The sequence below is a fragment of the Cellulomonas xylanilytica genome (genome assembly GCF_007989805.1).
In the GTDB taxonomy this organism is placed as follows: domain Bacteria; phylum Actinomycetota; class Actinomycetes; order Actinomycetales; family Cellulomonadaceae; genus Cellulomonas; species Cellulomonas xylanilytica.
Map to the genome: position 1 here is coordinate 201,492 of NZ_BJUB01000001.1, position 25,788 is coordinate 227,279.

Consider the following 25,788-nt stretch of genomic DNA (forward strand, 5'->3'; position numbering starts at 1 on the left):
CACACGATGCGCGGTAAGCGCAATCCCTCCGGGTCCTCTGGCAGGGTTCTCGCATGACGCTCTGGCGCACGCGCACCTCGACGACCGTGTACGAGAACCCCTGGATCCGGGTGCGGGAGGACGCCGTCGACCGCCCCGACGGGACTGCGGGGATCTACGGCGTGGTGGAGGTGCGCAACCCCGCCGTCTTCGTCGTGCCGCTCACCGACGCGGACGAGGTGGTGCTGGTCGAGGTCGACCGCTACACGACCGGGATCTCGCTCGAGGTTCCGGCCGGTGGCTCCGACGGCGAGGACCTGCTGCTCGCCGCGCAGCGGGAGCTGCGGGAGGAGACCGGCCTCGTCGCGGAATCCTGGGAGCGCATCGGCTCGATGTTCGCGCTGAACGGGATCAGCAACGCGCCGGAGCACGTCTTCCTCGCGCGTGGCCTGCGACCCTCCGGCGAGCCGACCGAGCACGCGGTGGAGGGCATCACGGCGATCCGCTCCGTGCCGTGGGCCGAGGTCCTGACCCTGGTCGCGGACGGCACCATCACCGACGGGGAGACGGTCGCCGCGCTGATGTACGCGGCCATCGCCCTGCGCCGGATCGTCTGACGACGGTCAGACCAGGAGCCCGATCAGCGCGGCCACCACCAGGCCGGCCGCGACCCACGCCAGCATGCTGCCCGCCAGGTAGACCGCGAACCGTGTGTGCTCACCCGCCGACAGCCCCCAGACGGGCGCTGGTGCCCACCGGACGGTCTCCACCAGGTGCCGGGCTCGCTCACGCGTGGGGAGGGGGGTGTCGAGGGTGGTCATGGTGGCTCCTTGTGGGTGCGCGGACGGGCTGCCGGAGGTGCCGGCACACCATCGTCCCCCGCCACGTCCCCGTGGAGGAGGGCCCTTGGTCCCGTCCTCCCGCTCAACGCCCCGAGCGGTAGACCCGCAGGTAGTCGAACTCCGCCGTCGCCCCCGCGCCGCCGTGCGAGACCAGGCCCACGCGCAGGTCCGATCCGGCGGGGAACGTCCACACGCCACCGGCCACCCAGGTCCGGCCGTCGGTGCTCGTGAACGCCTGCACCTCGTGCTCGCCGGCGTCGTCCGTCCGGTGCGCGAGCCGGAGCCACGTGGTCTCGGCCGGTGGTCCGACGATGGTGCCGCCGTACTGCAGCCGGCCGGCGTACGGCCGCTCGGTGCCGAGCTCGGTCTGCCGCGTGTTCCAGATCGCGACGTGCGACAGTCGCGCCCACAGGTCGTCGTCGACGTACGCGACCAGCCCGCCCTGCTGGTAGTTGCGGACCGTGTCCGTGCCGAGGTCGATGGTCAGCCGGGTCTCGGCGACCCAGTCCGTCTCGGGGACGTCGCGCAGGAGCAGCCCGGCGTCGTTGCCGGTGCCGACGAGGTCGGTGGCCTCCGTCGGCCATCGGAGGACCCCACCGCCGAGCGTGACCTGCGGACTGCGGACGACGGCCCAGCCCGGGGCCAGCTCCTCGGAGTCGAACTCGTCGCCGAGAGCGGGGTCGAGGGCCCCGACCCGCGGCTGGCGGAGCGGCTTCGTCACCAGCCGGGAGGCGGGCAGCGCGCTCAGGTTGTCCACGTGGACCCCCGCGCCGCCGGCGACCACGCCGGCCCCGCCAACCGTCGCCGCACCGCGCGGGAGCTCGAGGCGCACCGCCGCGAGCGGGTCACCGAGCCGCGCGTGCGTCAGCTCCGCGGTCGCGACGCCATCGCGGATCGTCAGCGCGAGGGCGTGCCACGTGGTCAGGTCCACGGTCGAGGGCAGCGGTGCGGTCGTGCGCACGGCAGCCCGGCCACGTCCCGCCTCCAGCACCAGCTCGCGAGCGACCGGGTCCAGGCTCGCCGTCACCCCGTGCTGTCCGCGACTGTCGCCAGCTTGGCCACCCCGGGAGTGGTGGCCGGAGACCAGACCGAACGACGGCGTGGCCCCCGGGTCGACGCGCAGGTCCGCCTCGACCCGCAGGTCCCGGCCGCCGGCCGACCGCGTGAGCGTCACGGGCCCGTCGGACACGAGGCTGCCGCCCGCATCCGGCTCCTCGGCGGACGTCCACCGGCCCGTCGTTGTCCACGCGCGCGGGACTCCCTGCTCGAAGTCGGTCGCGCCCGCTGTGACCGGTGCCCGCTCGGGGCCCTCCGACGCCCAGGCGCCGGCACGTGCCGTCGGCCAGCCGTCGATCCAGTCCAGACGGTCGATGAGCATCGGGCGCTCGTTGATGCCGTCGGTCCCGTCGAGGTACGGGTCCGCCCGGTCGATCGCGTGGTAGACGATCCAGTCCTGCCCGCCGAGGTCGGTCACCACGGCGTTGTGCCCGGTGCCCACCCACCGGTTGCCGTTCGGCGCGAGCACCGGCGTGCCACCCGCCCGCGACTGGTTCAGCGGCACCCCCTCGCGGTCCACGTACGGCCCGGTCAGGTCGCGCGAGCGCCCGACGTGCACGCTGTACCCGGTCGTGGGCCCGGCGCAGCAGTTCGCCGACGACGCGAACAGGTACCACCAGCCGTCACGCTGCACCACGTAGGCGCCCTCGTACTTGTTGTCGATCGCCACCTGCACCGGCGCACCGACCGCCGCCGTGCCGTCGTCGGACAGCTCCGTCACCCAGATCCCGCCGTAGTACGACCCGTAGAACAGGTGCTCGCGCCCGTCGGGTCCGACGACGTGCGACGGGTCGAACGTCCACAGGAAGTCACCCGACCCCCCGCTCCCGTGCCGCGGACCGACCACGGGCTCGTCCGTCGGCGTCCACGGTCCCGTGGGGGTCGGCGCCGTCGCGACGCCGATCGCGTTGTCGTTCGGCTCGGCGGTCACCGTGGTCTCCGTGACGACGAAGTACATCCGGTACTGACCGTCGACGTACCGGATGTCCGGAGCCCACAGCGCGGCACCTCGCTCACGGTCCGCCCACGCCGGGCGTGTGTCCTCCGTGAACGCGTCACCCACGTACTCCCAGCTGACCAGGTCCGCAGACCGCGAGATCGGCAGCAGATGACGCGTCCCCTCGCCCTCCCGCAACGGGTCGGTGGTGCCGTACGCGTACCACCAGCCGTCCTTGCCGCGGATCACCGCCGGGTCGGCGTACGTGTCGGCGAACGCCGCGCTGACCGGGTTGGCGTAGACCGTCGACCCTGGTCCGCCTCGTGCCGGGTCGTCGGCGGCGGCCGGTGTGGTCGCCAGGACGCCCGCGGTCAGGGCGAGAGACAGCACGGTGGGAGCGGTCAGGACGCTGAACGTGCGCATCGGGACCTGCCGATCGTCGTCGAGTGACGGGTCTACCGTTCTACGCCCCTCGCTCCTCTCGGGCTACCGCGCGCGTCCCCTCTCGCATCCGTCCTGTCACGCGTGAGGGTGTTTTCATCACCTTTCGCCCGGTATAGGCGTGGACCGGCCTGTCTGTCGGTGCCATGCTGCGAAGTGCGCAGCAGGCGAACGAGGGGGCAGTGTCGCCATGACGGAGATCGCGTTGGCAGACGCCATCGAGGCGGTGCGGGACGAGCTGCGGCGAGCGCAGGACGCTGGCGCCGGCTCGGACGTGAGGTTCGCGGTCGGTGCCGTAGAGATCGAGTTCGCCGTCGAGGTCGAGCGATCGGCAGGCGGCGAGGCATCCATCAAGGTGCTCAGCCTTCTCTCGCTCGGGGCGACGGCGGCCCGCAGCACGGCCGACACGCACCGCGTCACCGTGACGCTCGCTCCCGTGGCACGCGACGGCAAGCCGTTCGAGGTCTCCTCGTCGGCGGGGCGCCGCCCCGGCGGTTGACGGAGCGCAGGGGGAGGTGACCGCCATGGCGGTCGGCGCAGTGGAGATCTGGGCCGCGGGCGGTGACGGGTCCGGACGGTCCGGGAGCGGCTGGGCGGTCGGCACGGGAGGCGTGCTGACCTGTCGTCACGTGCTCGACGACTATCTCGCGCGACCGGGCGGTGTTGCCACCCTGCAGGTGCGACCCGCCAGTCTCGCCGCACCTTCGGACTGGGTGAACGCCACGCCCGTGTGGCAGCACCCGACGCTCGATGTTGCGCTGCTGCAGGTCGCTCCGGACTCGGGCCAGCACTGGGATGCCACCCTGGGCCGCGGGGCCACGTTGGCGGGCGTGGGGTCGGCACCGGCGGACTGCACGGTGATCGGCTTCGCGGACGCCGAGGTGAAGCCCGATGGGCTCCGGGAGACCGACCAGGTGCACGGTGTCCTGCTGGTCGGTGGGGGAGCCCGGGACGCCGCCGGTCTGGTGCCGTTCGACGTGGGTGCGAGCGTGCCCGACGACCACGCGCTGTGGTCCGGCATGTCTGGCGCTGCGGTGCTGGATGCGCGGCAGCGCGTCGTCGGCGTCGTGGTGCAGGCACGGCCAGACCGGCAGCGTCGCCGGCTCCTCGTCCTGCCGAGCTCCAGGTTCGGCGGCGATATCCCGCCGCACGACACCGGCTTCGACGCCGTCCTGCGCGACCCGCACGAGCACCTGTGGCGCAGCGCCGTCGACCCGGCGTCGCTGACGCCGTCGGGCGAGCCGGGGCCGCTCTCGGGGTTCGGCTCGCTGCGCGTCTTCGGGGTACGCGGACGGACAGCGGGCGGAGCCCGCGGGGGGGATCTCGGCTACGTCGTCCGGCGGGAGCCGGACCGTGCGCTGGACGCTGCCCTCGACGTCGCCGCACGTCCCGGCGGTCCGATGGTGCTCGTCGTCGGTGACTCCGCGTCCGGCAAGAGCAGGATCGCGGCTGAGGCGGTCCGGCGGCACCCCGCGATGCGGGACCGGCGGCTGCTGGTGCCACAGATGCGTGGCGGCCTCGCCCGGATCCTCGACTCGGGGCTGGCCCTGGACAGTGACGTGCTGTGGCTCGACGACCTGGACAAGTACCTCGGTGACGGCCTCGACGTCCACGTCCTGGAGCGGGTTCGCATCGAGCATCCGAGTGTCACGTGCGTGGCGACCATCCGGGCCAACCAGCTGCTGTCGCGCCAAGGGGAGCTGGCAGACCCGGCCTGGACCTTCCTCACGGACCCCGCGAACGTGACGCAGGTCAGGATCCCGTCCCGGCTCACCACGGCCGAGCTGACGGACGTCGAGGCGATGGACGTCGACGAGTCCCTGCTGCGCGCGCTGCGGGGCGGCACGGGACTCGGCGAGTGGATGGTGGCCGGTCCGGAGCTCCTGCAGCGTCTGGATCACGCTCCGGTGCACGAGGCCGCGCTGGTGCACACGGTGGTCGGCTGGTACCGCACAGGGTTGCAGCAGCCGCTCGACGTGGAGACCGCGCAGGAGCTCTGGCTCGAGGCGCTCCCCGCCCAGGACGCCCGACGGGTTGCCGACCTTCCCGTGGCGGACCGGAAAAAGCTGTTCAAGCGGGCCTTGGCGTGGGCGCGCGAGCCCGTCCTGGACCAGGACCTGTACGAGCAGGCCCTCGTCCAGGTGCGGACGTCCGGACTCGTGCCGCACGACTACGTGGTCGACCACGTGTCCCGGGTCCCGCAGGAGCATCCCATCAGCAGTGAGACCTGGAACCACGCGTTCGAGGTCGTGGCGACGATGGACGAGGACGAGCGGTCGTCGAGCCTGTGGGAGGTGGGCGCGCGCGCGTTCGGTCAGATGGCGCCCGAGCACGCCCTGCGAGCCATGCACGACCTCGCCGACGAGGGCTCGGGTCTCGCCCGGCTCAACTGCGGAGCCGTGCTCCGCACCCTCCACCGCGAGCGCGACGCCCTGGCCGAGTACGACGAGATCGTCGCGACGGCTGACTCCACAGGTGCTGCCCTCGTGGCGCGAGCCCTGGTGAACCGGGGCGACGTCCTCGTCGGCCTGGGGGACCTGGCGGGCGCGCTCGAGGCCTACGACGCGGTACTGACGCGGTTCGCCGAGGCCACCGACGAGGAGGTGCTGCAGGGTGTCGCCACCGCGCTCAACCACAAGGGCGCTGCCCTCGGTCGGCTCGGCCGGTTCGCCGACGAGCTCGCGGTCTACGACATGGTGCTGCAGCGATTCGGCGCCGCGACCGCACCAGGTCTGCGCCGCCAGCTGGCCAAGGCCCTGGCTGCCAAGGGCGCTGCCGTCTCCCTCCTGGGTGAGAGCGAGTGGTCCCTCAGCGTCTACGACGAGCTCGTGGCGCGGTTCCGCCACGACGACGACCCCGTCATCGGCAGAGAGGTGGCTGTCGCCCGGCTCCACGACACCCGTCCGGACTCCGCCCCCGAGACGGCGGAAGCGCGGCGTGCCGTCTACGAGCGGCTGGCCGCGAGTCTCGACGCCGACGGCACACATGGCCTCGTGCTCGCGGGCACCCCCGACGACCCGAAGGCCGTCGGAGCGGTCTCGACGGAGCCTGCTGCCAAAGCCGTGCTCTTCGACGCGGGCGCCGACGAGGCGGACGGCAGCCGGAGCAGCAGCCACCAGATGGTGACCCGGCTCGTCCGGATGGCCCTGGACGACCAGCGTGACCCCGACGAGGGGCCGTCCTGGTGCTACGACGAGCTGATGCTCCGCTACGCCGACGACCCGGACGTCACCGTCCGAGCGCGGGTCGCCGACGCCCTCGTCGACAAGGCGCTCTGGGTCGGGAAGAACCTGAGCCCCGAGGCGGAGATCGGGGTGTACGACGACCTCGTCGCGCGCTTCGACACGGAAGTGGCACCGCCCGTCCGGGCGCAGGTCTCTCGTGCGCTGCTCTACAAGGCCATCACGCTGGGCCAGCTCGGCCGCGACGACGCGGCTGCGGAGTGCTACGACGACATCGTCGTGCGCTACGGGCATGACGACGACCCCGAGGTGCGCGCGAACGTCGCTCGCGCACTCTCCAACAAGGGAGTGACGGTCGGTCGGTTGCACTCGCCGACGAGCGAGCTCGCCGTGTACGCCGAGCTGCTGTCCCGGTTCGCCGACGACGACACCCCTGCCATCCGTGAACAGGTTGCCGGCGCGATGGTCAACCTGGCGGTGGCGGTCGGCATCACGCAGACCGTAGAGGCCGAGCTCGAGGTGTACGCCGACCTGCTCACGCGCTTTCCGGAGCGCGGCGCCGGGGTCGATCAGCACGTGGCGCGAGCCATGCTGTTCCAAGGGATCACGTTGGGGCAGCTGGGCCGCGAGAGCGACGCGCTCGCGACCTACGACGCGTTGGTGGAAAGGTTCGGGCGGGACCGGACGCCTGCCGTTCGGGCCATGGTGGCCGCGGGGCATCTCAGCAGAGCCGCGACGCTGGTCTCGACAGCGGGCGCGGACGAGGCGATGCACAGCTACGAGACGCTCGTCGAGACGTTCTTCGATGACGTCAACCCGGCCGTCCGCCTCCGTGTGGTCGAGGCGTTCGTGGCGATCGGCGCACTGCGGGAGCAGCTCGGCTCGTTGGACGGCGCCATCGCGGTCTACGACAGCCTCGTGGATGCGTTCGGCGACGACACCGACACGACCGTCCGGACCCATGTCGTCCGGGCACTCGTCGACAAGACCGCGGCACTCGGCAAGCTCGGGCGCTACCGGCACGCGGTCCGCGCGTGTGACGAGATCGTCGCCCGGTCGGTGGACGACCTGGACATCCCCGCCCTGCGCGAGAACGTCGTCCTCGCGATGATCAACAAGGCGAGCGCCCTACGCATGCTGCAGGACAGGCGGGCGGAGCTCGCGGCCTACGACGAGGTCGCGGCACGCTTCGGGTCGGACGACGTCCCGGGGGTACGCGCCATGGTCGCCGGCGCGCTGCTGGACAAGTCGATCGCCGTCACCCAGCTCGAGGGATGGGAGGCCGGCCTCGAGGTTCTCCGAGACCTCGTGGCACGGTTCCAGGATGACGGCGCACCCGAGGTGCGCGTCGTGGTCGCGAACACCTACGCACAGATCGCCATCGTGCTGGCCGGTCAGGAGCAGTACGCCGCCGCGATGAGGAGCGTGGACCAGCTCGTCGACCTCGTCAATGACGACGACGACCCCGGCGTCCGGGTGGCCGTCGCGCACGCCCTGGCCCAGAAGGCTCACACTGCCGCGGTCTCGCAGCCACCGGAACAAGCCATTGAGGCATACGCCGACTTCGTCGAGCGCTGCGGTGCGGACCCGAGTGCGTACGTGCGTGGGCTCGTCGTCAGCGCGCTGCTCGACAAGGCCGTCCTGGTGGGCAAGGTCGACGGACCGGATGCGGAGATCGCGGCCTATGACGAGCTCATCGCCCGCTACGAGAACGACGACGACCCTGACGTGCGCAGCCAGGTGGCGCGAGCGATCAGGTACAAGGCGCTGACACTCCTCCCGGCGGGCCGCGACGACGAAGCCCTGAGCCTCTACGACGACCTCGTGGAGCGCCTGGGTGACGACTCCAACGCGCAGACGCGGGTCGAGGTCGTGCTCGGTCTCGGCGGCAAGGCGGCAGCCCTGACCGAGCACGGAGACGTCGAAGCAGCGATGGCGACCTACGACGACATCGCCGCGCGGTTCGGCAGGGACGAGGCGGTCGAGGTCCGGGTGGCCGTCGCGGAGGCGTGGTTCGTCAAGGCCTCCGCCGTCGGTGGGCTTCGTGGCGAGGGTGAGGCGGTCCTGGTCTACGACGCCATCGACGACCTGTACGGCCAGGACCCGCGACCCGAGCTACGGGGGATCGTCGCCTGCGCGGCGTTCGAGCGCGCCCTGGTTCTGGCGGAGGCCGAGTCGCCGGCCGCGGAGCTCGTCGCCTACGGGGACCTGGTGACGCGGTTCCGGGACGACGAGGAGCCGGGGGTCCGGGAGTACGTGGCCAAGGCCATGGCGAACGCCGCCATCGTGCTGGACGGGCTCGGCTCGTGGGACCAGTCGTTGGCGACGGCTGACGAGGTCGTCGCGAGGTACGGAGACGACCCGGACCCGGGCATGCGTGCCACCGTCGCCCGGGTCCTCGTCTCCAAGGCGTCCACCCTCCGACGCCTGGGAGCGACCCGCTCGGAGATCGCCACGTACGACGACATCATCGACGCCTACCGCGACGACGTCGCCGCGCGCCCCCACGTGGCGCGCGCTCTGTTCAACAAGGGGGTGGCGCAGGGCTCGCTGGGCGCGACGGCGCTCGAGCTCGCGGCTTACGACGAGCTCGTCATCGGCTTCGGTGACGCCGAGGATCTCGAGGTGCGTGAGTCGGTCGCGATGGGGATGGTCAACGCCGCCATCACGGTGGACGACGCGGGCGAGCACGAGGCGGCCGTGCAGCGGTATGACGACCTCGTGAGCCGGTTCCACGACGACCCCGAGCCCGAGATCCGCCTCCAGGTGGCCGGTGCGCTGCTCAACCGTGGCGTCGTCCTCGGGCGTCTCGAGTCCAGTGCCGTCGAGATCGCCGTGTACGACGAGCTGGTGGCGCTGTACGGGGACGACCCGGCCCCCGCCATGCGTCTGTGCGTGATCAGGGCCTTGGTCAACAAGGCCGTCGCCCTGGGTCGCTCCGACCGGTCCGAGCTCATGCTGGAGACGTACGGCTCCGCCATCGAACGGTTCGAGGAGGACATCGACCCTCAGATGCGTGACCAGGTGGCGCATGCTGCTCTCAACCGCGCGGTCACCCTGGCGCGGCTCGGTCGTGACGAGGAAGCGGTCGTCCAGTTCGGCGAGCTGGTCGACAGGTTCGGGCCCGACGCGGGGCCGAGCATCCGAGCCGTCGTCGCCGCCGCGATGGTGGGCGGCGGTGACGCCCGCGAGCGGCTCGGGCGACCAGATGAGGCGCGCGCGATGTACCAGGACGTCGCGTCCAGGTATGGAGACGCTGACGACGAGCCGACGCAGGCCCAGGTCGCCGCTGCCCGGCTGAACATCGCACGGTCGCTCGCCGCAGCCGACCGGACCGTCGAGGCGGCCACGGCCTACGACGAGCTCGTGGAAGGGTGGCGCGATGCGGGCACCGAGACGCTCCCGATCCTCCTGACGGCGATCGTCGACCGCGCGGTCCTTCGAGGTCGCGACGGTTCCCCGCAGGAGGAGATCGACCTGCTCGACGAGCTCGCGGACCTGTCCGGTGCGCGTCGCCCGGAGGTCCGAGGGCAGCTCGCTCGCGCCGAGGTGTGCAAGGCCGAGGCGGCCGGCGCCCTGGGGCAGACCGAGCGCCGGATCTGGCTGTGCGGGCAGCTGGCTCGCAACGCCGCCGACGACCCCGAGCCGGAGGTGCGGATCTGGGTAGCGAGGGCGATGCTCGACAAGGGGGACGTCCTGGGAGAGACAGAGCAGCGCGACCGCCAGATCGCCGCGTACGACAAGCTGATCGCCCGGTATGCGGACGATGAGGACGCGGATGTCGCCGAGCTCGTCGCCCGCGCACGGCGGCAGCGGGATGCGCTGCTCGTCGATGGTCTCGTCCGGCTGTAGGACACCGGCCGGCTCCGGCCGTTGTCATGCACTCCATTGCTCTGGGCGTGCGACACCCCCGCCGCCACGAGGGCGACGGGGGTGCCGGTACTGCAGGTCACCGCCTCACGGGAGCAGCCGCGAGGCGGGACGATCACACGTCGTAGTAGAGCTCGAACTCGTGCGGGTGCGGCCGCAGACGGATCGGGTCGACCTCGGCGTTGCGCTTGTAGTCGATCCACGTCGCGATCAGGTCGGGCGTGAAGACGTTGCCCGCCGTGAGGAAGTCGTGGTCGGCCTCGAGGTGGTCGAGCACCTCGCCGAGCGAGCCCGGGACCTGCTGGATCGCGGCGTGCTCCTCGGGGGGCAGCTCGTAGAGGTCCTTGTCCACCGGGTCCGGCGGCTCGATCCGGTTCTGGATGCCGTCGATGCCGGCCATGAGCATGGCCGCGAACGCCAGGTACGGGTTCGACGACGGGTCCGGCACGCGGAACTCGATGCGCTTGGCCTTCGGGTTCGACCCGGTGACCGGGATGCGGATGCACGCGGAGCGGTTGCGGGCCGAGTAGACCAGGTTGACCGGGGCCTCGAAGCCGGGGACCAGGCGGTGGTAGGAGTTCACCGTCGGGTTGGTGAACGCCAGCAGCGAGGGCGCGTGCTTGAGCAGGCCACCGATGTACCAGCGCGCGACGTCGGACAGGCCGCCGTAGCCCTTCTCGTCGAAGAACAGCGGCTCGCCGTCCTTCCAGAGGGACTGGTGGACGTGCATGCCGGAGCCGTTGTCTCCGAAGAGCGGCTTCGGCATGAAGGTCGCCGTCTTGCCGTTCTCGTGGGCCACGTTCTTCACGACGTACTTGAAGAGCATGACCTTGTCGCCCGAGATGGCGAGCTTGTCGAACCGGTAGTTGATCTCCTGCTGGCCGGCGGTGCCGACCTCGTGGTGGGCGCGCTCGACACCGAGGCCGAGGGCGTCCAGCTGCAGGCTGATCTGGTCGCGGATGTCCGAGAAGCCGTCGACCGGAGGGACGGGGAAGTAGCCGCCCTTGTAGGGGATCTTGTGGCCGAGGTTGCCACCCTCCTCCTCACGGCCGGTGTTCCAGGCCGCCTCGAACGAGTCGATCGAGTAGAACGACTCGTTCTGCTTCGTGTGGAAGCGGACGTCGTCGAAGATGTAGAACTCGGCCTCGGGGGCGAAGAACGCCGTGTCCGCGATGCCGGTCGACTTGAGGTACGCCTCGGCCTTCGCGGCGACCTGACGCGGGTCGCGGCTGTAGGGCTCGTCGGTGTACGGGTCCACGATGTGGAAGTTGATGTTCAGCGTCTTCTCGACCCGGAAGGGGTCCAGGTACGCGGTGCTGATGTCGGGGATGAGCTTCATGTCCGACTCGTGGATCGCCTGGAAGCCGCGGATCGAGGACCCGTCGAACATCTGGCCCTCGGTGAAGAAGTCCAGCTCCAGGGAGTAGGCCGGGACGTTGAAGTGCTGCATCGTGCCGGGCAGGTCACAGAACCGGACGTCGACGAACTTCACGTCCTCGCTCTTGATGAACGCCAGGACTTCCTCTGGCTTGCTGAACATCCGCTGCTCCTCGGTCGGTGGTACCCGTGGGGTCGGGCAAGGCGAGGCTACGAGCGCCTGGTTTCTCTGTCGTGTACCAAGTGTTTCGACAGCGTTACGGGGCCGTCCCTCGTGTAACGAATGTTGACCTTAGCCCTGGGCAGGGCGCGGCCGGTGCGTGTCTCACCGGTGGGCCGGGCGTCGCCTACCCTTCTGGGGTGGCAGATCGCGGTGACCTCAGCTCCTGGCTCGGCGGCGGGCCCGCACCCGACCCCAGCAGCAGCCGGGGTGCACGGCTCGGCCTGCCGGCCTCCGGGTCGGGCGCGCTCGCACCCCTCGGCCGACGTGTGGCCGCGCTCGTCATCGACTGGGTGGCGTGCCTGGCGATCTCGGGTGCGTTCTTCGCGAACGTCCCCGACGCCTTCCTGCTGAGCCGTGGCAACCCGATGGCGACCCTCGGCATCTTCGCCCTGGAGAACGTGCTCCTGGTGGGCTCCATCGGGCACACCCTCGGGCACCGGCTCCTCGGGCTGCGCGTCCGCCGGGTGTTCCCGGGCCGGACGGGCGACGACGCGGCCTGGGCCACGATGGCGCCCGGCTTCCTCAGCGCCCTGACCCGCACCGTGCTCCTGTGCCTCGTGATCCCGGCGGTCGTCTGGGACTTCGACGGCCGGGGGATGCACGACCGGGTGGCCGGGACGGCGATCGTCCGCCGGTGACCGATCAGGCGGGCGCCCGCCAGACGAGGCTGTACCGCCAGTAGAGGTGCCGACGCCAGCGCACCCCCGGCAGGATCGACCGCGCGGCCGTCCGCACCTCGCCGTAGCTGTGCTCCGGGTCCCGCACGGGTGCCCCGTGCTCCCAGACACCACGGGCCCGGTCGGCGACCATCGCCGCCGGGACGGCCGCCAGGCTGAGCGCCGCGTCCGTGGGGGTGCGGACGCTCGCGAGCCCGACGACGACCAGCCGCCCGCCGGGCGCGACGAGGTCGCGCAGCCGGCGCAGGCCCTCGTCGAGGTCGAGGTGGTGGAGCGTCGCGAAGCACGTCACGAGGTCGAACCGCTCCGCGCGTGGCAGCTCCAGGACGTCGCCGGCCAGGTACCGCAGACCGTCGTCACCCGCGGCCAGGGACCGGGCACGCGCCACCTGGTCCGGATCGAGGTCGAGCCCGGTCACCGCCGGCACCCCGGCCGCGCGCAGCTCGCGCGTGAGCATCCCCTCGCCGCACCCGACGTCCAGCGCGCTGTCCGCGCCGGCCGCGAGGTCGAGGGGGAGCCGGTGGTAGTGGGTGTTGTGGTTCCAGCGGCGGTCGCTCACCTAGCGGCCGCGCATGCCCTTGCGGTCGGGGCGTGCGCGCATCGGGTCGACGCCCTTCGGCACGGGGAGCCGGACGCCACCGAGGGCGGTCAGCCGCTTGTTCACCTCGGCGACCTCCTGCTTGCTCAGCTTCGGGCGGAGCTTCTGCACGGCGCGGGGGAGCTTGCGCAGCGGCACCTGGCCCTCGTCGTTGCCCACCTGGATGAGCGTGATCGGCGCACCGGAGATGACGCGGGCGGTGCGCTTGCGCTCCGACTCCAGCAGCTTCGCGATGCGGGGTGCCGGGCCCTCGCCGACGAGCACGACACCCGGGCGGCCCACGCCCCGGAACACGAGGTCCTGCGAGCGGGGGTCGATGGCGACCGGCTCCTGCGTGAACGTCCAGCCACGCCGGATGGTGCCGAGCGCGGCGTAGGCGGCGCCGGGCTGCCCCTCGATCTGCGTGTACGCGGCCGTCTCCGCGCGGCGGGCGAGGACGAACATCGCCGCGAGCAGCGCGAACGGGATGCTGAGCAGCAGCACGTAGACGAGCGCGTTGACCAGGAACCCGATGACGACGCCGAGCGCGATGATCCCGACGAACACCGCCAGGATGATCCAGGTGACCGCCGGGTCGTTCTTCCGGGTCATCTGGTACGCCTGCCACACCTGGTGGTACCAGCGGGTCTTCTTCACCTTGGGCGTCGGTGCAGCGTCGGAGGTCTTGTCGCGGGCCATGGGCCCGAAGTCTACCGACGGATCGGTGCGGTCCGGACGCCTCAGCGGGCGAGCAGGCTCGCGGCCTCCTGGCGCGACGTCGTCGGCTCCGCGAGGTGCGCGAGCGCCTCTGGGATCGGCCGCCCGTAGCGGCGCATCGCCTGCCCCCACAGCCGTCCCGCCCGGTACGACGACCGCACGAGGGGCCCGGACATGACGCCCAGGAACCCGAGGCGCTCGGCCTCGGCGGACAGCTCGACGAACTCCTCGGGACGGACCCAGCGCGACACGGGGTGGTGCCGCACGGACGGGCGCAGGTACTGCGTGATCGTGATGAGGTCGCAGCCGGCCTCGTGCAGCTCGGCCAGCGCCTCGACGACCTCCTCGGTGGTCTCGCCCATGCCGAGGATGAGGTTCGACTTGGTGACGAGCCCCTGCTCGTGCGCCCGGGTGATCACCGAGAGCGAGCGGTCGTAGCGGAAGCCGGGGCGGATCGTCTTGAAGATCCGGGGGACGGTCTCGAGGTTGTGGGCGAGGACCTCGGGCTGCGACGAGAAGACCTCGTCGAGCAGCTCGGGCGTCGCGTTGAAGTCCGGGATGAGCAGCTCGACGCCGGTGCCGGGGTTGACCGCGTGGATCTGGCGGACCGTCTCGGCGTAGAGCCAGGCGCCACCGTCGGGCAGGTCGTCGCGCGCGACACCGGTCACGGTCGAGTACTTCAGGCCCATCGCCTGGACGGAGGCCGCGACGCGACGCGGCTCGTCGGCGTCGAAGGCCGCCGGCTTGCCGGTGTCGATCTGGCAGAAGTCGCAGCGCCGGGTGCACTGGTCGCCGCCGATGAGGAACGTCGCCTCACGGTCTTCCCAGCACTCGAAGATGTTGGGGCAGCCGGCCTCCTCGCACACCGTGTTGAGGCCCTCGCGCTTCACCAGGCCCTTGAGCTCGGTGTACTCGGGGCCCATCGTCGCGCGCGTGCGGATCCACTCGGGCTTGCGCTCGATGGGGGTCTCGGAGTTGCGCGCCTCGATGCGGAGCATGCGTCGGCCATCGGCTGCGATCGTCACGTCGGTCAGACTAACCCGCCGTCGCGGCGGCGGCTGCGGGGGAGTCGAGCGTCACACGCCTGCCACGGTGACGTGCGCGTCGAGGATCGGTACCAGCGTGTCGACCAGGTGCGCCCGGACGAGCGGCAGCACCTCGGCGATGGTCACCTGCCGCCCCGTCTCCACCGACAGCGAGGTGACGTCGGCGTCCTCGATCCCGCAGGGCACGATGCGGTCGAACGCCGTCAGGTCCGGCTCGCAGTTCAGCGCGAAGCCGTGCATCGTGACGCCCCGGGAGACGCGCACGCCGATCGCGGCCACCTTGCGCTCGCGACGGTGGTCGTCGGCCGCGAACCACACGCCGCTGCGCCCGTCGACGCGGACGGCGGTCAGCCCGAGGTCGGCGCAGGTCCGGATGAGCGCCTCCTCGAGGGCGCGCACGTAGCGGACGACGTCGATGGGTGTGGCCAGCCTCACGATGGGGTAGCCGACGAGCTGGCCGGGGCCGTGCCACGTGATGCGACCGCCGCGGTCGACGTCGACCACGGGGGTGCCGTCGACCGGCCGGTCCCACGACGCCGTGCGCTTGCCCGCGGTGTACACGTCCTCGTGCTCGCACAGCAGGACGACGTCCTCGCGCGTGCCGTCGGCGACCGCGGCGTGCACGTCGCGCTGCAGCTGCCACGTCGGCTCGTAGGGGAGCAGGCGCGTGCCGAGGTCGAGCTCGTCGAACCGCATGCGGTCAGGCTAACCCGCGGAACGGTCGGAACCGTCGGGGTCGTCGGGGTCGGAGACCGTGCCCGGCTCGCCCGCCACGACGACGAGCAGCCGTCGCAGCTGCTCCGCCTGCTCGGGCGTCAGCCCGCGGGTGACCATCGTCTCGGCGAGCTCGCGGTCCGACGCGACGAAGAAGGCGGACCGTCCCTCGTCGGTGATCGTGATCACGTGCCGGCGCCGGTCGTCGTCATGAGGCGCCCGCGTGACGTAGCCGCTGCGCTCCATGCGAGCCAGGACGCGGCTCATCGTCTGCTCGGTCACGCCGCTGGCGGTGGCGAGCTCGCGCTGCGACATGGGCGCGCGCAGGAGGTGCGCGAGCACGGCCTGGCTGGCGTGGTTGAGATCCCAGGCGGCGAGGTGGGCGTTCCAGTCCCGCTCGACGCGGCGCGCGGCGGACGACAGGAGCCGGCCGACGGGCCAGTGCGCAGGGTCGGGCGAGGCTGGGTCGAGCGTGTCGCTCGGACGGCTCTCCTGCACCACGTCCCACCCCTCCGTTTGCTGTTTCGACGAACAGCCCCAATGATACTCAGCATGCTGAGTAATCGCCGGTCCACCGTTCTTCGCGCCGTGCTCGTCGGCGTCGCCCTGGTCGTGTGGCTCGGCATCGGGTCGGTCGGCGGGATGGCGCAGGGCAAGCTGTCGCAGGTCCAGACGAACGACGCCTCCGCGTTCCTGCCGTCGTCGGCCGAGTCCACCCGGGCCGCCGAGGAGAGCAAGGGCTTCGTCGACACCGAGACACTACCTGCGCTCGTCGTGCTCCAGCCCGCCGACGGCAGCGACGTCACCCCCGACCAGCTGGCGGCGGTGCAGGAGTGGGCGGAGGCGTTCCCGGACGAGGCGCTGCCGCCGGGGAACGAGGGCACCTGGTCCGACTACCTCGTCGGCGAGGTGGCCGTCGTGCCGTCGCAGGACGGTGAGGCGATCCTCGTCGCGTACTCGCTCGACGGTGCGAAGTCCGAGGAGCTGCTGGCCGACGACGAGGGCGTCACCGACTCGTTCGTGCTCGCCCTCCGGGAGTCCCTCGAGTCGGAGCTGGGCGCCACCGCGACCTCGGCCGGCGACCTGGGTCTGCAGGCGTGGGTCACCGGTCCCGCCGGGTTCGTCGCCGACCTGGTCACCGCGTTCGGCGGCATCGACGGCGTCCTCCTGCTCGTCGCCCTCGGCGCCGTGCTGCTCATCCTCGTGCTGGTCTACCGCTCGCCGTTCCTGCCGTTCGTCGTCATCCTCACCGCGGTCTTCGCGCTCTGCCTCGCGGGCCTGGTCGTGTACAACCTCGCCGCGAACGGCACCCTCGTGCTCAACGGGCAGTCGCAGGGGATCCTCTCGATCCTCGTGGTCGGCGCATCCGTCGACTACGCGTTGCTCCTCGTGGCCCGCTACCGGGAGGAGCTCGCGCACGTCGAGCACCCCGCGGACGCCATGAAGCGCGCGCTGCGGGCGTGCGTCGAGCCGATCGCCGCCAGCGCGGGCACGGTCATCGCCGGTGTCCTGTGCCTCCTGCTCTCGGACCTGGGGTCGAACCGCAGCCTCGGCCCGGTCGCCGCCATCGGCATCGCCTCGGCGCTGCTCGGCGCCCTCACGCTGCTGCCGGCGCTGCTCCTCGTCTTCGGCAAGCGCTCGCGCATCCTGTTCTGGCCGCGTGCGCCGCGGCCGGTGCCCGTCGTCGCGCACGACCCCGCGGACGGGACCGTGCACGCGCACGTCGACACCACGGTCGAGCCCGACCCGGCCGACGGCACGGGCCTGTGGCCCCGGCTGGCGCGCTTCGTCGGTCGCAAGGCCCGGCCGGTGTGGATCGTCACGGCCCTCGCGCTGGCCGTCGGTGCGGCGTTCCTGCCCACCCTGAACGCGTCCGGGACCAACCAGGTGGACATCTTCCTCACCGACGTGGACGCCGTCGCCGGCGAGGAGGTGCTGGCCGAGCACTTCCCGGCCGGGTCCGTCCAGCCCGCGATCCTCATCGTCGACGAGGCCGACGTGGACGCGGTCACGACGGCGGCGGAGGGCGTCGACGGTGTGGAGTCCGTGACGCCGTACACCGGTGCGCCCGCGGGCGCGGGTGCACCTGCCGGTGACGCCCCGCCCGTCGTCGTCGACGGTCGCGTCCGGCTCGACGTCGTCACGACGGCGTCGGCCGACACCCAGGACGCCGTCGCCACGGTCGAGGACCTGCGCACGGCCGTGACCGAGGTCAGCCCGACCGCCGTCGTCGGTGGCGCCGCGGCGGAGACGCTGGACACCAACCTGGCGAGCGAGCGGGACCTGCGCGTCATCGTGCCGGTCGTGCTCCTGGTCATCGGCGTGATCCTGATGTTCCTGCTGCGGTCGGTCGCCGCAGCCGCCCTCCTGCTCGCCGCCAACGTGCTCTCGTTCGCCGCCGCGCTCGGTGTCTCGGCGATCGTCTTCAACCACGTCCTGGGCTACGCCGGAGCCGACCCCGTGGTCCCGCTGTTCGCCTTCGTGTTCCTCGTCGCCCTCGGTGTCGACTACTCGATCTTCCTCATGACCCGCGTCCGCGAGGAGTCGCTGAAGGTGGGGACGCGTGCGGGCGTGGTCCGTGGGCTCGCCGTGACGGGCGGCGTCATCACGTCGGCCGGGGTGGTGCTGGCCACGACGTTCGCGGCGCTCGGGGTCATCCCGCTGCTGTTCCTCGCGCAGATCGCGTTCATCGTCGCGTTCGGCGTCCTGCTCGACACGCTCGTCGTCCGCAGCCTGCTCGTGCCCGCCCTGGTGCACGACCTCGGACGCCGGACGTGGTGGCCGAGCGCACTGTCCCGGCCCCACGAGCACGGGCTGCACAAGGTGTCGCCCGACCTAGAGTGAGGCGCATGGATTCGCTGCGGGTCGGGCTGGTCGGGTACGGGGGAGCGGGCCGGGGGATCCACGGCCGTCTGCTGCGGGAGGCCGGTCAGCAGGTGACGTGCGTGGTGACCCGCAGCCGCGCGCTGCAGGTCGAGGAGGACTGGCCGGGAGCGCTCGTCGTCCCCGACGTCGACGCCCTCCTCGAGCACGCCGACGAGCTCGACCTCGTGGTCGTCGCGAGCCCGACCGGGGAGCACGTGGCCCACGTGCTGGCGGCGCTCGACGCGGGGGTGCACGTGCTCGTCGACAAGCCGCTGGCCACCACCGCCGACGACGCCGAGCTGCTCGCCGCGCGCGGCGACGGGCGCCTCACCGTCTTCCAGAACCGCCGCTGGGACCCCGAGCAGCTCACCCTGCTCGAGGTGCTCGCCGGCGGGGAGCTGGGCACGGTGCACCGGTTCGAGCGGCGCTGGGAGAGGTTCCGGCCCGTGCCCCAGGACCGCTGGAAGGAGAACGACCCCGACTCCGGCGGACTCCTGCTCGACCTCGGTGCCCACCTGGTCGACTCCGCCGTGCAGCTGTTCGGGCCTGTCGCGCAGGTGTACGCGGAGCTGCACGCGCGCAGCACGCCGGCCGTCGACGACGTCTTCCTCGCCCTCGTGCACGCGGGCACCGGCGTCGTGAGCCACCTGCAGGCCGGCGCGGTCGTGGGCGCACCCGGACCGCGCACGCGTGTGCTCGGCGACGGCGGCGCGTACCTCGTGACCAGCTTCGAGGGCGAACCGAGCCCGTTCTCCGCGCTGGACGGCACGTACGAGGAGACGCGACGGCCGGGCGAGCCCGTGCACGAGGGGTGGATGGTCCGGGGGTCGGACCGCCGTCCGGTGCCGCGGGCCGCCGGGGGTCACGTCGACCTGTACCGCGCGGTCGTGCGGTGGGTCGTCGACGGAGGACCGCCGCCGGTCGAGCCCGCCGACGCCGCACGCACCGCACGCGTGCTCGACGCCGCGCTGCTGTCGGCGGCCGAGCGACGGGTGGTCACGCTGCCCTGACCGGGCCTGTGGACGACCGCCGACGGGACCGCGCCGGCCGGGCTTGGATGACCCGATGGACAGGTTCGTCGTGCCGACCGATGTCGAGACCGCCCTGGCCGGGGCAGGGTTCCACCCGGTCGAGGTGGCCGGTTCCGGGTGGCTCGCGGTCGCGCTCGACGGCTCCGACCGCCGGGTCGAGCTCCACGTGGTCCCCGCCGTCGCCGACGCCGGGCTCGCGGACCGTGCCGCACGGCTCTGCGCGGTCCGGCACGAGCACCTGCCGCAGGTCATGGACGTCGTCGAGCTGTCGTCCGGGCGGCTCGGGCTCGTGATGGAGCACGTCGACGGGCTGTCCCTCGCGCAGATCCGTGCGTCCCGGGCACCGCTGGCCGACGGCGAGGCGGCCACCGTGGCCATCCCGGTGGCCGGTGCACTGGCGGCGCTGCACGACGCAGGACTCGCCCACGGGGCAGTGAGCGAGTCGACGATCCTCGTCCGCCCCGACGGCCGTCCGGTGCTCACCGACCTCCGCGGAACCCTCGTGGGTGGCGTCGACGACGAGGCGGACGTGCGGCGGCTGGTCGCCACGGTGCTCGACCAGATGCCCGGCGCGGACGTGCACCTGGTCTCCGACCAGCCGGACGAGGCGAGTTTGCGGATGGCGCTCGCCCGACTGCTGGCCGTCCCGGCGCTCGACGCCGGCCGCGTGGTCGACGCCTGCTACGCCACGACGGAGCCCGAGCCCGTGCGGCTCCCCGACGCCGGCGCCCGGGCGTCCTCGGCGCTGGCGGCCATGGCGCGCGCGGTCGACCCCGCGCAGGGCGCGACCCGCCGCGAGGACCGGGCCCGGCGTCGGCGGCGGACGGCCCGCGCCTCGGTGGGTCTGGTGACGGCGGTGGTCGTCCTCGCGGTCGCCGTGGGCGTGTGGCGTCTCCTGGGCGACCCGGAGCCCGTCCCGGTCGCTGACGACCCGGTGCGTGCCGCTGTCGAGCTCACCCGCGCGCGGGCCGCGGTCATCGGGTCGGGGGACGTGACCCTGCTCGGGACGGTCGACGTGCCCGGCGGCCCGGCTGCCGAGGCGGATGCGCAGTTGCTCGCCGGCCTGGACGGCGCGCGGGTCGACGGGTTGTCCGTCGACGTGCAGGACGCCGAGCTCGTGGTCGAGGACGGCAGTCGCGGCGGGACGACGGACGTCGCCGTCACGTCCGCGATGTCCGCGCACTCCCGCGTCCCCGCCGACGGCAGCGCCACGGTGGAGGTGACGGCTGCCGGACCGCGGACGGTCGTGCTCGGCCTGCGGTGGACCGACGACGGCTGGCGCGTCTGGGACGTGGTCGACCCGTGAGGTCAGTCGCGCTGCGCGACCCACCGGGCAGCGGCGGGGAGCGTCCCGTGCACCGGTGCGAACCCGCTGGCGTCGAGCACCGCCGGGATCGCGCGGATCGACCCCAGCACCTCCGACGAGAAGTCTCCGAGCAGGGTTCGCAGGGCGAACGCGGGCACCGGGACGACGGCGGGCCGGTGCATCGCCCGGGCGAGCTCGGCGACCACCTCGGCGTTGCGCGCCGGGGCCGTGACCACGTTGACCGGACCGTGCACCGGCGCGGTCAGCAGGTGCTCCGTCGCGCGCACGTGGTCCAGCAGCGTGATCCACGGCCAGAACTGCCGTCCCGACCCCAGCCGTCCGCCGAGGCCCAGCCGGATCAGCGGCAGCAGCCGCCCGAGGGCGCCGCCGCCCGTGCCCAGCACGATGCCCGTCCGCAGGTGCACGACCCGTACCCCCGCGTCCTGCGCGGGGGCCGTCGCCGCCTCCCAGTGCCGTACGACGTTGGCGAAGAACGTGGTGCCGATCGGCTCGTCCTCGTCCAGCACGTCGTCGCCGCGGGACCCGTACGCGCCGATGCCGGACGCCTGGAGCAGCACCTGCGGTCCGTCGCCCAGGGCGGCGAGCGTCCGCGACAGCAGCCCCGTCGTGTTCAGCCGGGAGGAGAGGACCTCCCGCTTGCGTGCCGTCGTCAGCGGCCGGGATCCGGGGTTGACCCCCGCGAGGTTGATGACGGCATCGGCGCCGGCCAGGGCGTCCGGGTCCAGCCGTCCCGCGTCGGGGTCCCAGGAGATCTGGGTACGGCCCTGCGCCGGACCACGGACCAGCACGCGGACGTCGTGGCCGCCGTCGCGGAGGTGGGGGACGAGCGCGGACCCGATGAAGCCGTGCGACCCGGCGATGACGACCTGCATGGCGCTCACCCTACGGTCGGGCCGCCTCCCCGGCCCGGCGGGGGCTGAGGCGCCGGTCCGGTGGCGCTGGTGCGCGGTCCTGGGGCGCTGACGCGCGGTCCTGGGGCGCTGACGCGCGGTCCCGTGGCGCTGACGCGCGGTCCCGTGGCGCTGACGCGCGGCGACCCGGCACCCCGTGAGGGGTACCGGGTCGCCGTGTGCGTCAGGTCGTGCGGGTCAGAGGCCGACCTCGGACTCAAAAGAGCCCTCCTCGATGCGGTTCTTGACCGCGGTGAGGTAGCGCGACGCGTCGGCGCCGTCGACCAGGCGGTGGTCGTACGACAGCGACAGGTAGCACATCGACCGGATCGCGATGACCTCGGCGCCGTCGGCGTCCTGGATGACGACCGGACGCTTGACGATCGCGCCGGTGCCCAGGATCGCGGACGTACCACCCGGGACGATCGGGGTATCGATGATCGCACCGCCGGATCCCGTGTTGGTCACGGTGAAGGTCGCACCGCTGAGCTCGTCGGGCGTGACCTTGTTCTGGCGGGTGCGTCCCGCCAGGTCGACGATCTTGCGCGAGATGCCGGCGAGGTTCAGGTCTCCCGCGTCACGGATCACCGGGACGAGGAGGCCCTTCTCGGTGTCGACCGCGATGCCGACGTTCTCCTGGGCGTGGTACGTGATCTGGTTGCCCTCGAGCACACCGTTGATCTTCGGGAACGCCTTGAGCGCCTCGACGGCGGCCAGCACGAAGAACGGCAGGAACGTGAGGTTGACACCTTCGCGTGCCTTGAAGTCCTCCTTCGCCCGGGCGCGCAGCCGGGCGACGCGGGTCACGTCGACCTCGACGACCGTGGTGAGCTGCGCCTGCGAGTGCAGGGCGTCGACCATGCGCTCGGCGATGATCTGCCGCAGCCGGCTGGCCTTCTCCGTCGTGCCGCGCAGCGGCGAGACCGCCGGGACGGCGGCGGGCTTGCTCGGTGCCGCAGGTGCTGCGGCGGCCGGCTGGGCCTTGGCGGACTCGGCGGCCGCCTTCTCGGCCTCGGCCTTCGCGGCGGCGTCGAGGACGTCCTCCTTGCGGATCCGACCGCCGACACCGGTGCCGACGAGGGATGCCACGTCCACACCCTTATCCGCCGCCAGCTTGCGGACGAGCGGGGTCAGGTAGGTGCCGGACGCCGACGGGGTCGGCGCCGGGGTGGCGGGGACCGGCGCGGGCGTCGGAGGGGTGGCCGGGACCGGGGCAGGGGTCGACGCGGCCGACTCCTGGTCGGCGGACGGCTCCGGTGCGCTCTGCGGCTCGGGCTTCTGCTCCTGCGCCGGTGCGGGCTCGGGCGCCTGCTGCGGGGCGGGTGCGGGCTCGGCTGCCTTCTCCTCGGCGGGAGCCGGCTCCTGCGCCGGGGCAGGCGCGGAACCGGAGCCGATGACGGCGAGCACGGCACCGACCTCGACGGTCTCGTCCTCCTGCACCAGGATCTGCTGCAGCGTTCCGGCGATGGGTGACGGGATCTCCGTGTCGACCTTGTCGGTCGAGATCTCGAGGAGCGGCTCGTCGACCGCGACCTCGTCGCCCACGGCCTTGAGCCAGCGGGTGACGGTGCCCTCGGTGACGGACTCGCCCAGCGCGGGGAGCGTCACGTTCTCGCCCGAACCCGAACCCGAGTCGGACGCCGAGCCCTCGGAGGGGGCGGCGGCCGCAGGGGCCGGCTCCTCGTGCGCCTCGACGGGCTGCTGCGCGGGAGCGGACTCGGCAGCCGACTCCTCGACCGGAGCCTGCTCGGCTGCGGGCTCGGGAGCCGACTCCTGCGCCTGCTCCTGAGCGGGCTGGTCCTGCGCGGGGGCGGCCTCGCCCTGCGAGGACGACCCGTCTCCGGACCCGATGACGGCGAGCGTGGCGCCCACCTCGACGGTCTCGTCCTCCTGGACCAGGATCTGCTCCAGGACGCCGGCGAACGGCGACGGGATCTCGGTGTCGACCTTGTCGGTCGAGATCTCGAGCAGCGGCTCGTCGACCTCCACCGTGTCGCCCACGTTCTTCAGCCAGCGGGTGACGGTCCCCTCGGTGACGGACTCACCGAGTGCGGGCAGCTGCACGTTGTCGGACATGACCGCTCGTGTCTCCTTCGATTCGTGAGGTCAGTTGTGGGCGTGCAGCGGCTTGCCGGCGAGCGCGAGGTGCGCCTCCCCGAGGGCCTCGTTCTGCGTGGGGTGGGCGTGCACGAGGGAGGCGACGTCCTCGGGGTAGGCCTCCCAGTTCACGATGAGCTGGCCCTCGCCGATGAGCTCGCCGACGCGGGCGCCGATCATGTGGACGCCGACGACCGGGCCGTCCTTCTGGCGGACGAGCTTGATGAAGCCCTGCGTGCCGAGGATCTGGCTCTTGCCGTTGCCGCCGAGGTTGTACTCGAGCGTCTCGACGCCGTCGGCCCCGTGGACCTCCTTGGCGCGCGCCTCGGTGAGCCCGACGGACGCGACCTCGGGCTCGGAGTACGTGACGCGCGGGATGCCGGACTCGACGATGGCCGCCGGCTTGAGGCCGGCGATCTCCTCGGCGACGAAGATGCCCTGGGCGAACCCGCGGTGCGCGAGCTGCAGGCCGGGGACGATGTCGCCGACCGCGTAGATGTTGCCGACGCCGGTGTGCAGGCGCTCGTCGGTGATGACGAACCCGCGGTCGAGCGTCAGGCCCTGCTCCTCGAAGCCGACGCCGGAGGTGCGGGGGCCGCGACCGACGGCGACGAGCAGGAGGTCGGCGTCGAACGTCTTGCCGTCCTCGAGCGAGACGTGCACGCCGTTGTCGTCCTGCGTCACGCCGGCGAACCGGACGCCCAGGTTGAAGTTGATGCCGCGCTTGCGGAACGCGCGCTCGAACGCCTTCGACAGCGCCTCGTCCTCGTTGGGGACCAGGTGGGGGAGCGCCTCGATGATCGTGACGTCGGCGCCGAAGGACTTCCAGACGCTGGCGAACTCCGACCCGATGACGCCGCCGCCCAGGATGATGGCCGACTTGGGCACCCAGTCGAGCTGGAGCGCCTGGTCGGACGTGATGACGCGGCCACCGATCTCGAGGCCGGGCAGGGAGCGCGCGTACGAGCCGGTGGCGACGACGATGTGCCCGCCGGTGATGCGCTGGCCGTTCACCTCGACCGCGTCCGGTCCGACGAGCTTGCCGAAGCCCTCGAAGACCGTGATCTTGCGCGACTTGATCAGGCCCTGCAGGCCCTTGTAGAGCCGACCGATCACCGTGGACTTGTACTCGTTCACGCCGTTCATGTCGATGTGGTCGAGAGTCGTGTGCACGCCGAAGTGCGCGCCCTCACGGGCGTTGTCGGCGAGCTCGGCGGCGTGCAGGAGCGCCTTGGTCGGGATGCACCCGTAGTGCAGGCAGGTGCCGCCGACCTTGTCGGCCTCGATGAGGGCGACGGTCTTGCCCAGCTGTGCGGCGCGCAGTGCGGCTGCATAGCCGCCGCTGCCTCCGCCCAGGACGACGATGTCGAAAGCGGTGCCGTTCGTGTCGGCCACGTGCAGACTCCTCATACGCAGACTTGGTGGTCTCGAGCTCGCCGACCATCCTGTCATCCCGGCAGGCATGGAACGACCTGGACGACGCGCGCGACCGTGTGACACTCGGAACAGTCGTCCCATGACTGCTGTTCCGTCTCGTGCGTCACGCGTGCTGCACGCCCCGCGGATCGACAGGTTCGCAGGTTACTCTCGTGCGCCATGGGCCTGTTCTCACGCCGCAAGCCGGCCGCCACCGACGCGCCGACGGACCGGGCTGCGCGCGAGGCGACGGTCGCTCACCTCAAGGACTTCGTCACGACGCGCGTCGGGGTCGAGGCCTACGTCGAGCCGCAGACCAACTCCACGCCGACGACGATGATGCTCGTCGCCACCGACGGTGAGTGGACGCGCCGGCGGGTGCCGGACCCGAAGACGGCCTGGGAGCTGGCACGCGACCTGGGCATCCCCGTGTACGACGTGCAGCGCACCGGCTACCCGCAGCGCGTGCGTGACTGGAACTCGCGGCAGCGCCTCGCGCGCAAGCGCAAGCACGCCTAGCCGGC

Annotated in this window: 19 protein-coding genes; 8 read left to right on the top strand and 11 right to left on the bottom strand. The window is 72.3% G+C overall.

Annotated elements, in window-relative coordinates:
• The first annotated feature begins 53 nt into the window (after positions 1-53).
• Positions 54-596 carry an NUDIX domain-containing protein gene (locus tag CXY01_RS00890; RefSeq protein WP_146925181.1) on the top strand — a complete coding sequence of 181 codons (543 nt, stop codon included), beginning with the start codon at positions 54-56 and terminating at the stop codon, positions 594-596.
• A gap of 6 nt (positions 597-602) precedes the next feature.
• Here the strand turns inward: CXY01_RS00890 and CXY01_RS00895 are convergent, their stop codons facing one another.
• Both CXY01_RS00895 and CXY01_RS00900 read right to left on the bottom strand, forming a co-directional pair.
• Positions 603-800: a chemotaxis protein CheW gene (locus tag CXY01_RS00895; RefSeq protein ID WP_146925182.1), complete on the bottom strand. Its 198-nt coding sequence runs from the start codon at positions 798-800 to the stop codon at positions 603-605.
• Positions 801-903: 103 nt separating this feature from the next.
• Positions 904-3,237: a glycoside hydrolase family 43 protein gene (locus CXY01_RS00900; RefSeq protein ID WP_146925183.1), complete on the bottom strand. Its 2,334-nt coding sequence runs from the start codon at positions 3,235-3,237 to the stop codon at positions 904-906.
• Between the two features lie 223 nt (positions 3,238-3,460).
• Here CXY01_RS00900 and CXY01_RS00905 point away from each other — a divergent pair, with 223 nt between their 5' ends.
• Both CXY01_RS00905 and CXY01_RS00910 read left to right on the top strand, forming a co-directional pair.
• Entirely contained in the window at positions 3,461-3,754 is a 294-nt protein-coding gene (locus CXY01_RS00905) for a trypco2 family protein (protein ID WP_186813247.1), read from the top strand.
• 25 nt (positions 3,755-3,779) lie between these two features.
• Positions 3,780-10,289, top strand: a complete 6,510-nt coding sequence (locus CXY01_RS00910) for a tetratricopeptide repeat protein (protein WP_146925184.1) — start codon at positions 3,780-3,782, stop codon at positions 10,287-10,289.
• Between the two features lie 133 nt (positions 10,290-10,422).
• On the opposite strand, the gene glnA is transcribed toward CXY01_RS00910, so the two are convergent.
• Positions 10,423-11,847 (bottom strand): type I glutamate--ammonia ligase, encoded by a 1,425-nt coding sequence (glnA, locus tag CXY01_RS00915; protein ID WP_146925185.1) that lies wholly within the window; start codon positions 11,845-11,847, stop codon positions 10,423-10,425.
• A 197-nt stretch (positions 11,848-12,044) separates the two neighbouring features.
• Between glnA and CXY01_RS00920 the strand changes: the two genes are divergently transcribed.
• The gene (locus CXY01_RS00920) at positions 12,045-12,545 is read left to right on the top strand and encodes an RDD family protein (RefSeq protein WP_146925186.1); all 501 of its coding nucleotides are present in this window, start codon (positions 12,045-12,047) and stop codon (positions 12,543-12,545) included.
• A gap of 4 nt (positions 12,546-12,549) precedes the next feature.
• Here CXY01_RS00920 and CXY01_RS00925 read toward each other — a convergent pair whose 3' ends face one another.
• From CXY01_RS00925 to CXY01_RS00945, 5 genes are read right to left on the bottom strand one after another with little or no spacing between them, the layout of a single operon-like run.
• Positions 12,550-13,143: a class I SAM-dependent methyltransferase gene (locus CXY01_RS00925; RefSeq protein WP_146925187.1), complete on the bottom strand. Its 594-nt coding sequence runs from the start codon at positions 13,141-13,143 to the stop codon at positions 12,550-12,552.
• Positions 13,144-13,860, bottom strand: coding sequence for a DUF4191 domain-containing protein (locus tag CXY01_RS00930; RefSeq protein WP_146925188.1), 717 nt, complete (start codon positions 13,858-13,860; stop codon positions 13,144-13,146).
• A 41-nt stretch (positions 13,861-13,901) separates the two neighbouring features.
• Complete coding sequence (gene lipA, locus CXY01_RS00935) at positions 13,902-14,903, bottom strand: lipoyl synthase (RefSeq protein WP_146925189.1); 1,002 nt, start codon at positions 14,901-14,903, stop codon at positions 13,902-13,904.
• 51 nt (positions 14,904-14,954) lie between these two features.
• Positions 14,955-15,620 carry a lipoyl(octanoyl) transferase LipB gene (gene lipB / locus CXY01_RS00940; RefSeq protein WP_146925190.1) on the bottom strand — a complete coding sequence of 222 codons (666 nt, stop codon included), beginning with the start codon at positions 15,618-15,620 and terminating at the stop codon, positions 14,955-14,957.
• A 9-nt stretch (positions 15,621-15,629) separates the two neighbouring features.
• On the bottom strand, positions 15,630-16,139 hold the full coding sequence (locus tag CXY01_RS00945; protein ID WP_246124903.1) for a MarR family winged helix-turn-helix transcriptional regulator: 510 nt from the start codon (positions 16,137-16,139) through the stop codon (positions 15,630-15,632).
• A 51-nt stretch (positions 16,140-16,190) separates the two neighbouring features.
• Here CXY01_RS00945 and CXY01_RS00950 point away from each other — a divergent pair, with 51 nt between their 5' ends.
• From CXY01_RS00950 to CXY01_RS20735, 3 genes are read left to right on the top strand one after another with little or no spacing between them, the layout of a single operon-like run.
• Positions 16,191-18,482: an MMPL family transporter gene (locus CXY01_RS00950; protein WP_246124904.1), complete on the top strand. Its 2,292-nt coding sequence runs from the start codon at positions 16,191-16,193 to the stop codon at positions 18,480-18,482.
• 5 nt (positions 18,483-18,487) lie between these two features.
• Positions 18,488-19,513, top strand: a complete 1,026-nt coding sequence (locus CXY01_RS00955; protein ID WP_146925192.1) for a Gfo/Idh/MocA family protein — start codon at positions 18,488-18,490, stop codon at positions 19,511-19,513.
• 55 nt (positions 19,514-19,568) lie between these two features.
• Complete coding sequence (locus tag CXY01_RS20735; RefSeq protein ID WP_186813248.1) at positions 19,569-20,840, top strand: protein kinase family protein; 1,272 nt, start codon at positions 19,569-19,571, stop codon at positions 20,838-20,840.
• Between the two features lie 2 nt (positions 20,841-20,842).
• Here CXY01_RS20735 and CXY01_RS00965 read toward each other — a convergent pair whose 3' ends face one another.
• The 3 genes from CXY01_RS00965 to lpdA form a co-directional block, all read right to left on the bottom strand.
• Positions 20,843-21,733, bottom strand: a complete 891-nt coding sequence (locus CXY01_RS00965) for a TIGR01777 family oxidoreductase (RefSeq protein WP_146925193.1) — start codon at positions 21,731-21,733, stop codon at positions 20,843-20,845.
• A gap of 216 nt (positions 21,734-21,949) precedes the next feature.
• Positions 21,950-23,827 carry a 2-oxoglutarate dehydrogenase, E2 component, dihydrolipoamide succinyltransferase gene (gene sucB / locus CXY01_RS00970; protein WP_146925194.1) on the bottom strand — a complete coding sequence of 626 codons (1,878 nt, stop codon included), beginning with the start codon at positions 23,825-23,827 and terminating at the stop codon, positions 21,950-21,952.
• 30 nt (positions 23,828-23,857) lie between these two features.
• Positions 23,858-25,243, bottom strand: coding sequence for a dihydrolipoyl dehydrogenase (gene lpdA / locus CXY01_RS00975; RefSeq protein WP_146925195.1), 1,386 nt, complete (start codon positions 25,241-25,243; stop codon positions 23,858-23,860).
• A gap of 201 nt (positions 25,244-25,444) precedes the next feature.
• Here lpdA and CXY01_RS00980 point away from each other — a divergent pair, with 201 nt between their 5' ends.
• Positions 25,445-25,783, top strand: a complete 339-nt coding sequence (locus CXY01_RS00980; RefSeq protein WP_146925196.1) for an oxidoreductase — start codon at positions 25,445-25,447, stop codon at positions 25,781-25,783.
• Positions 25,784-25,788 lie beyond the last annotated feature (5 nt).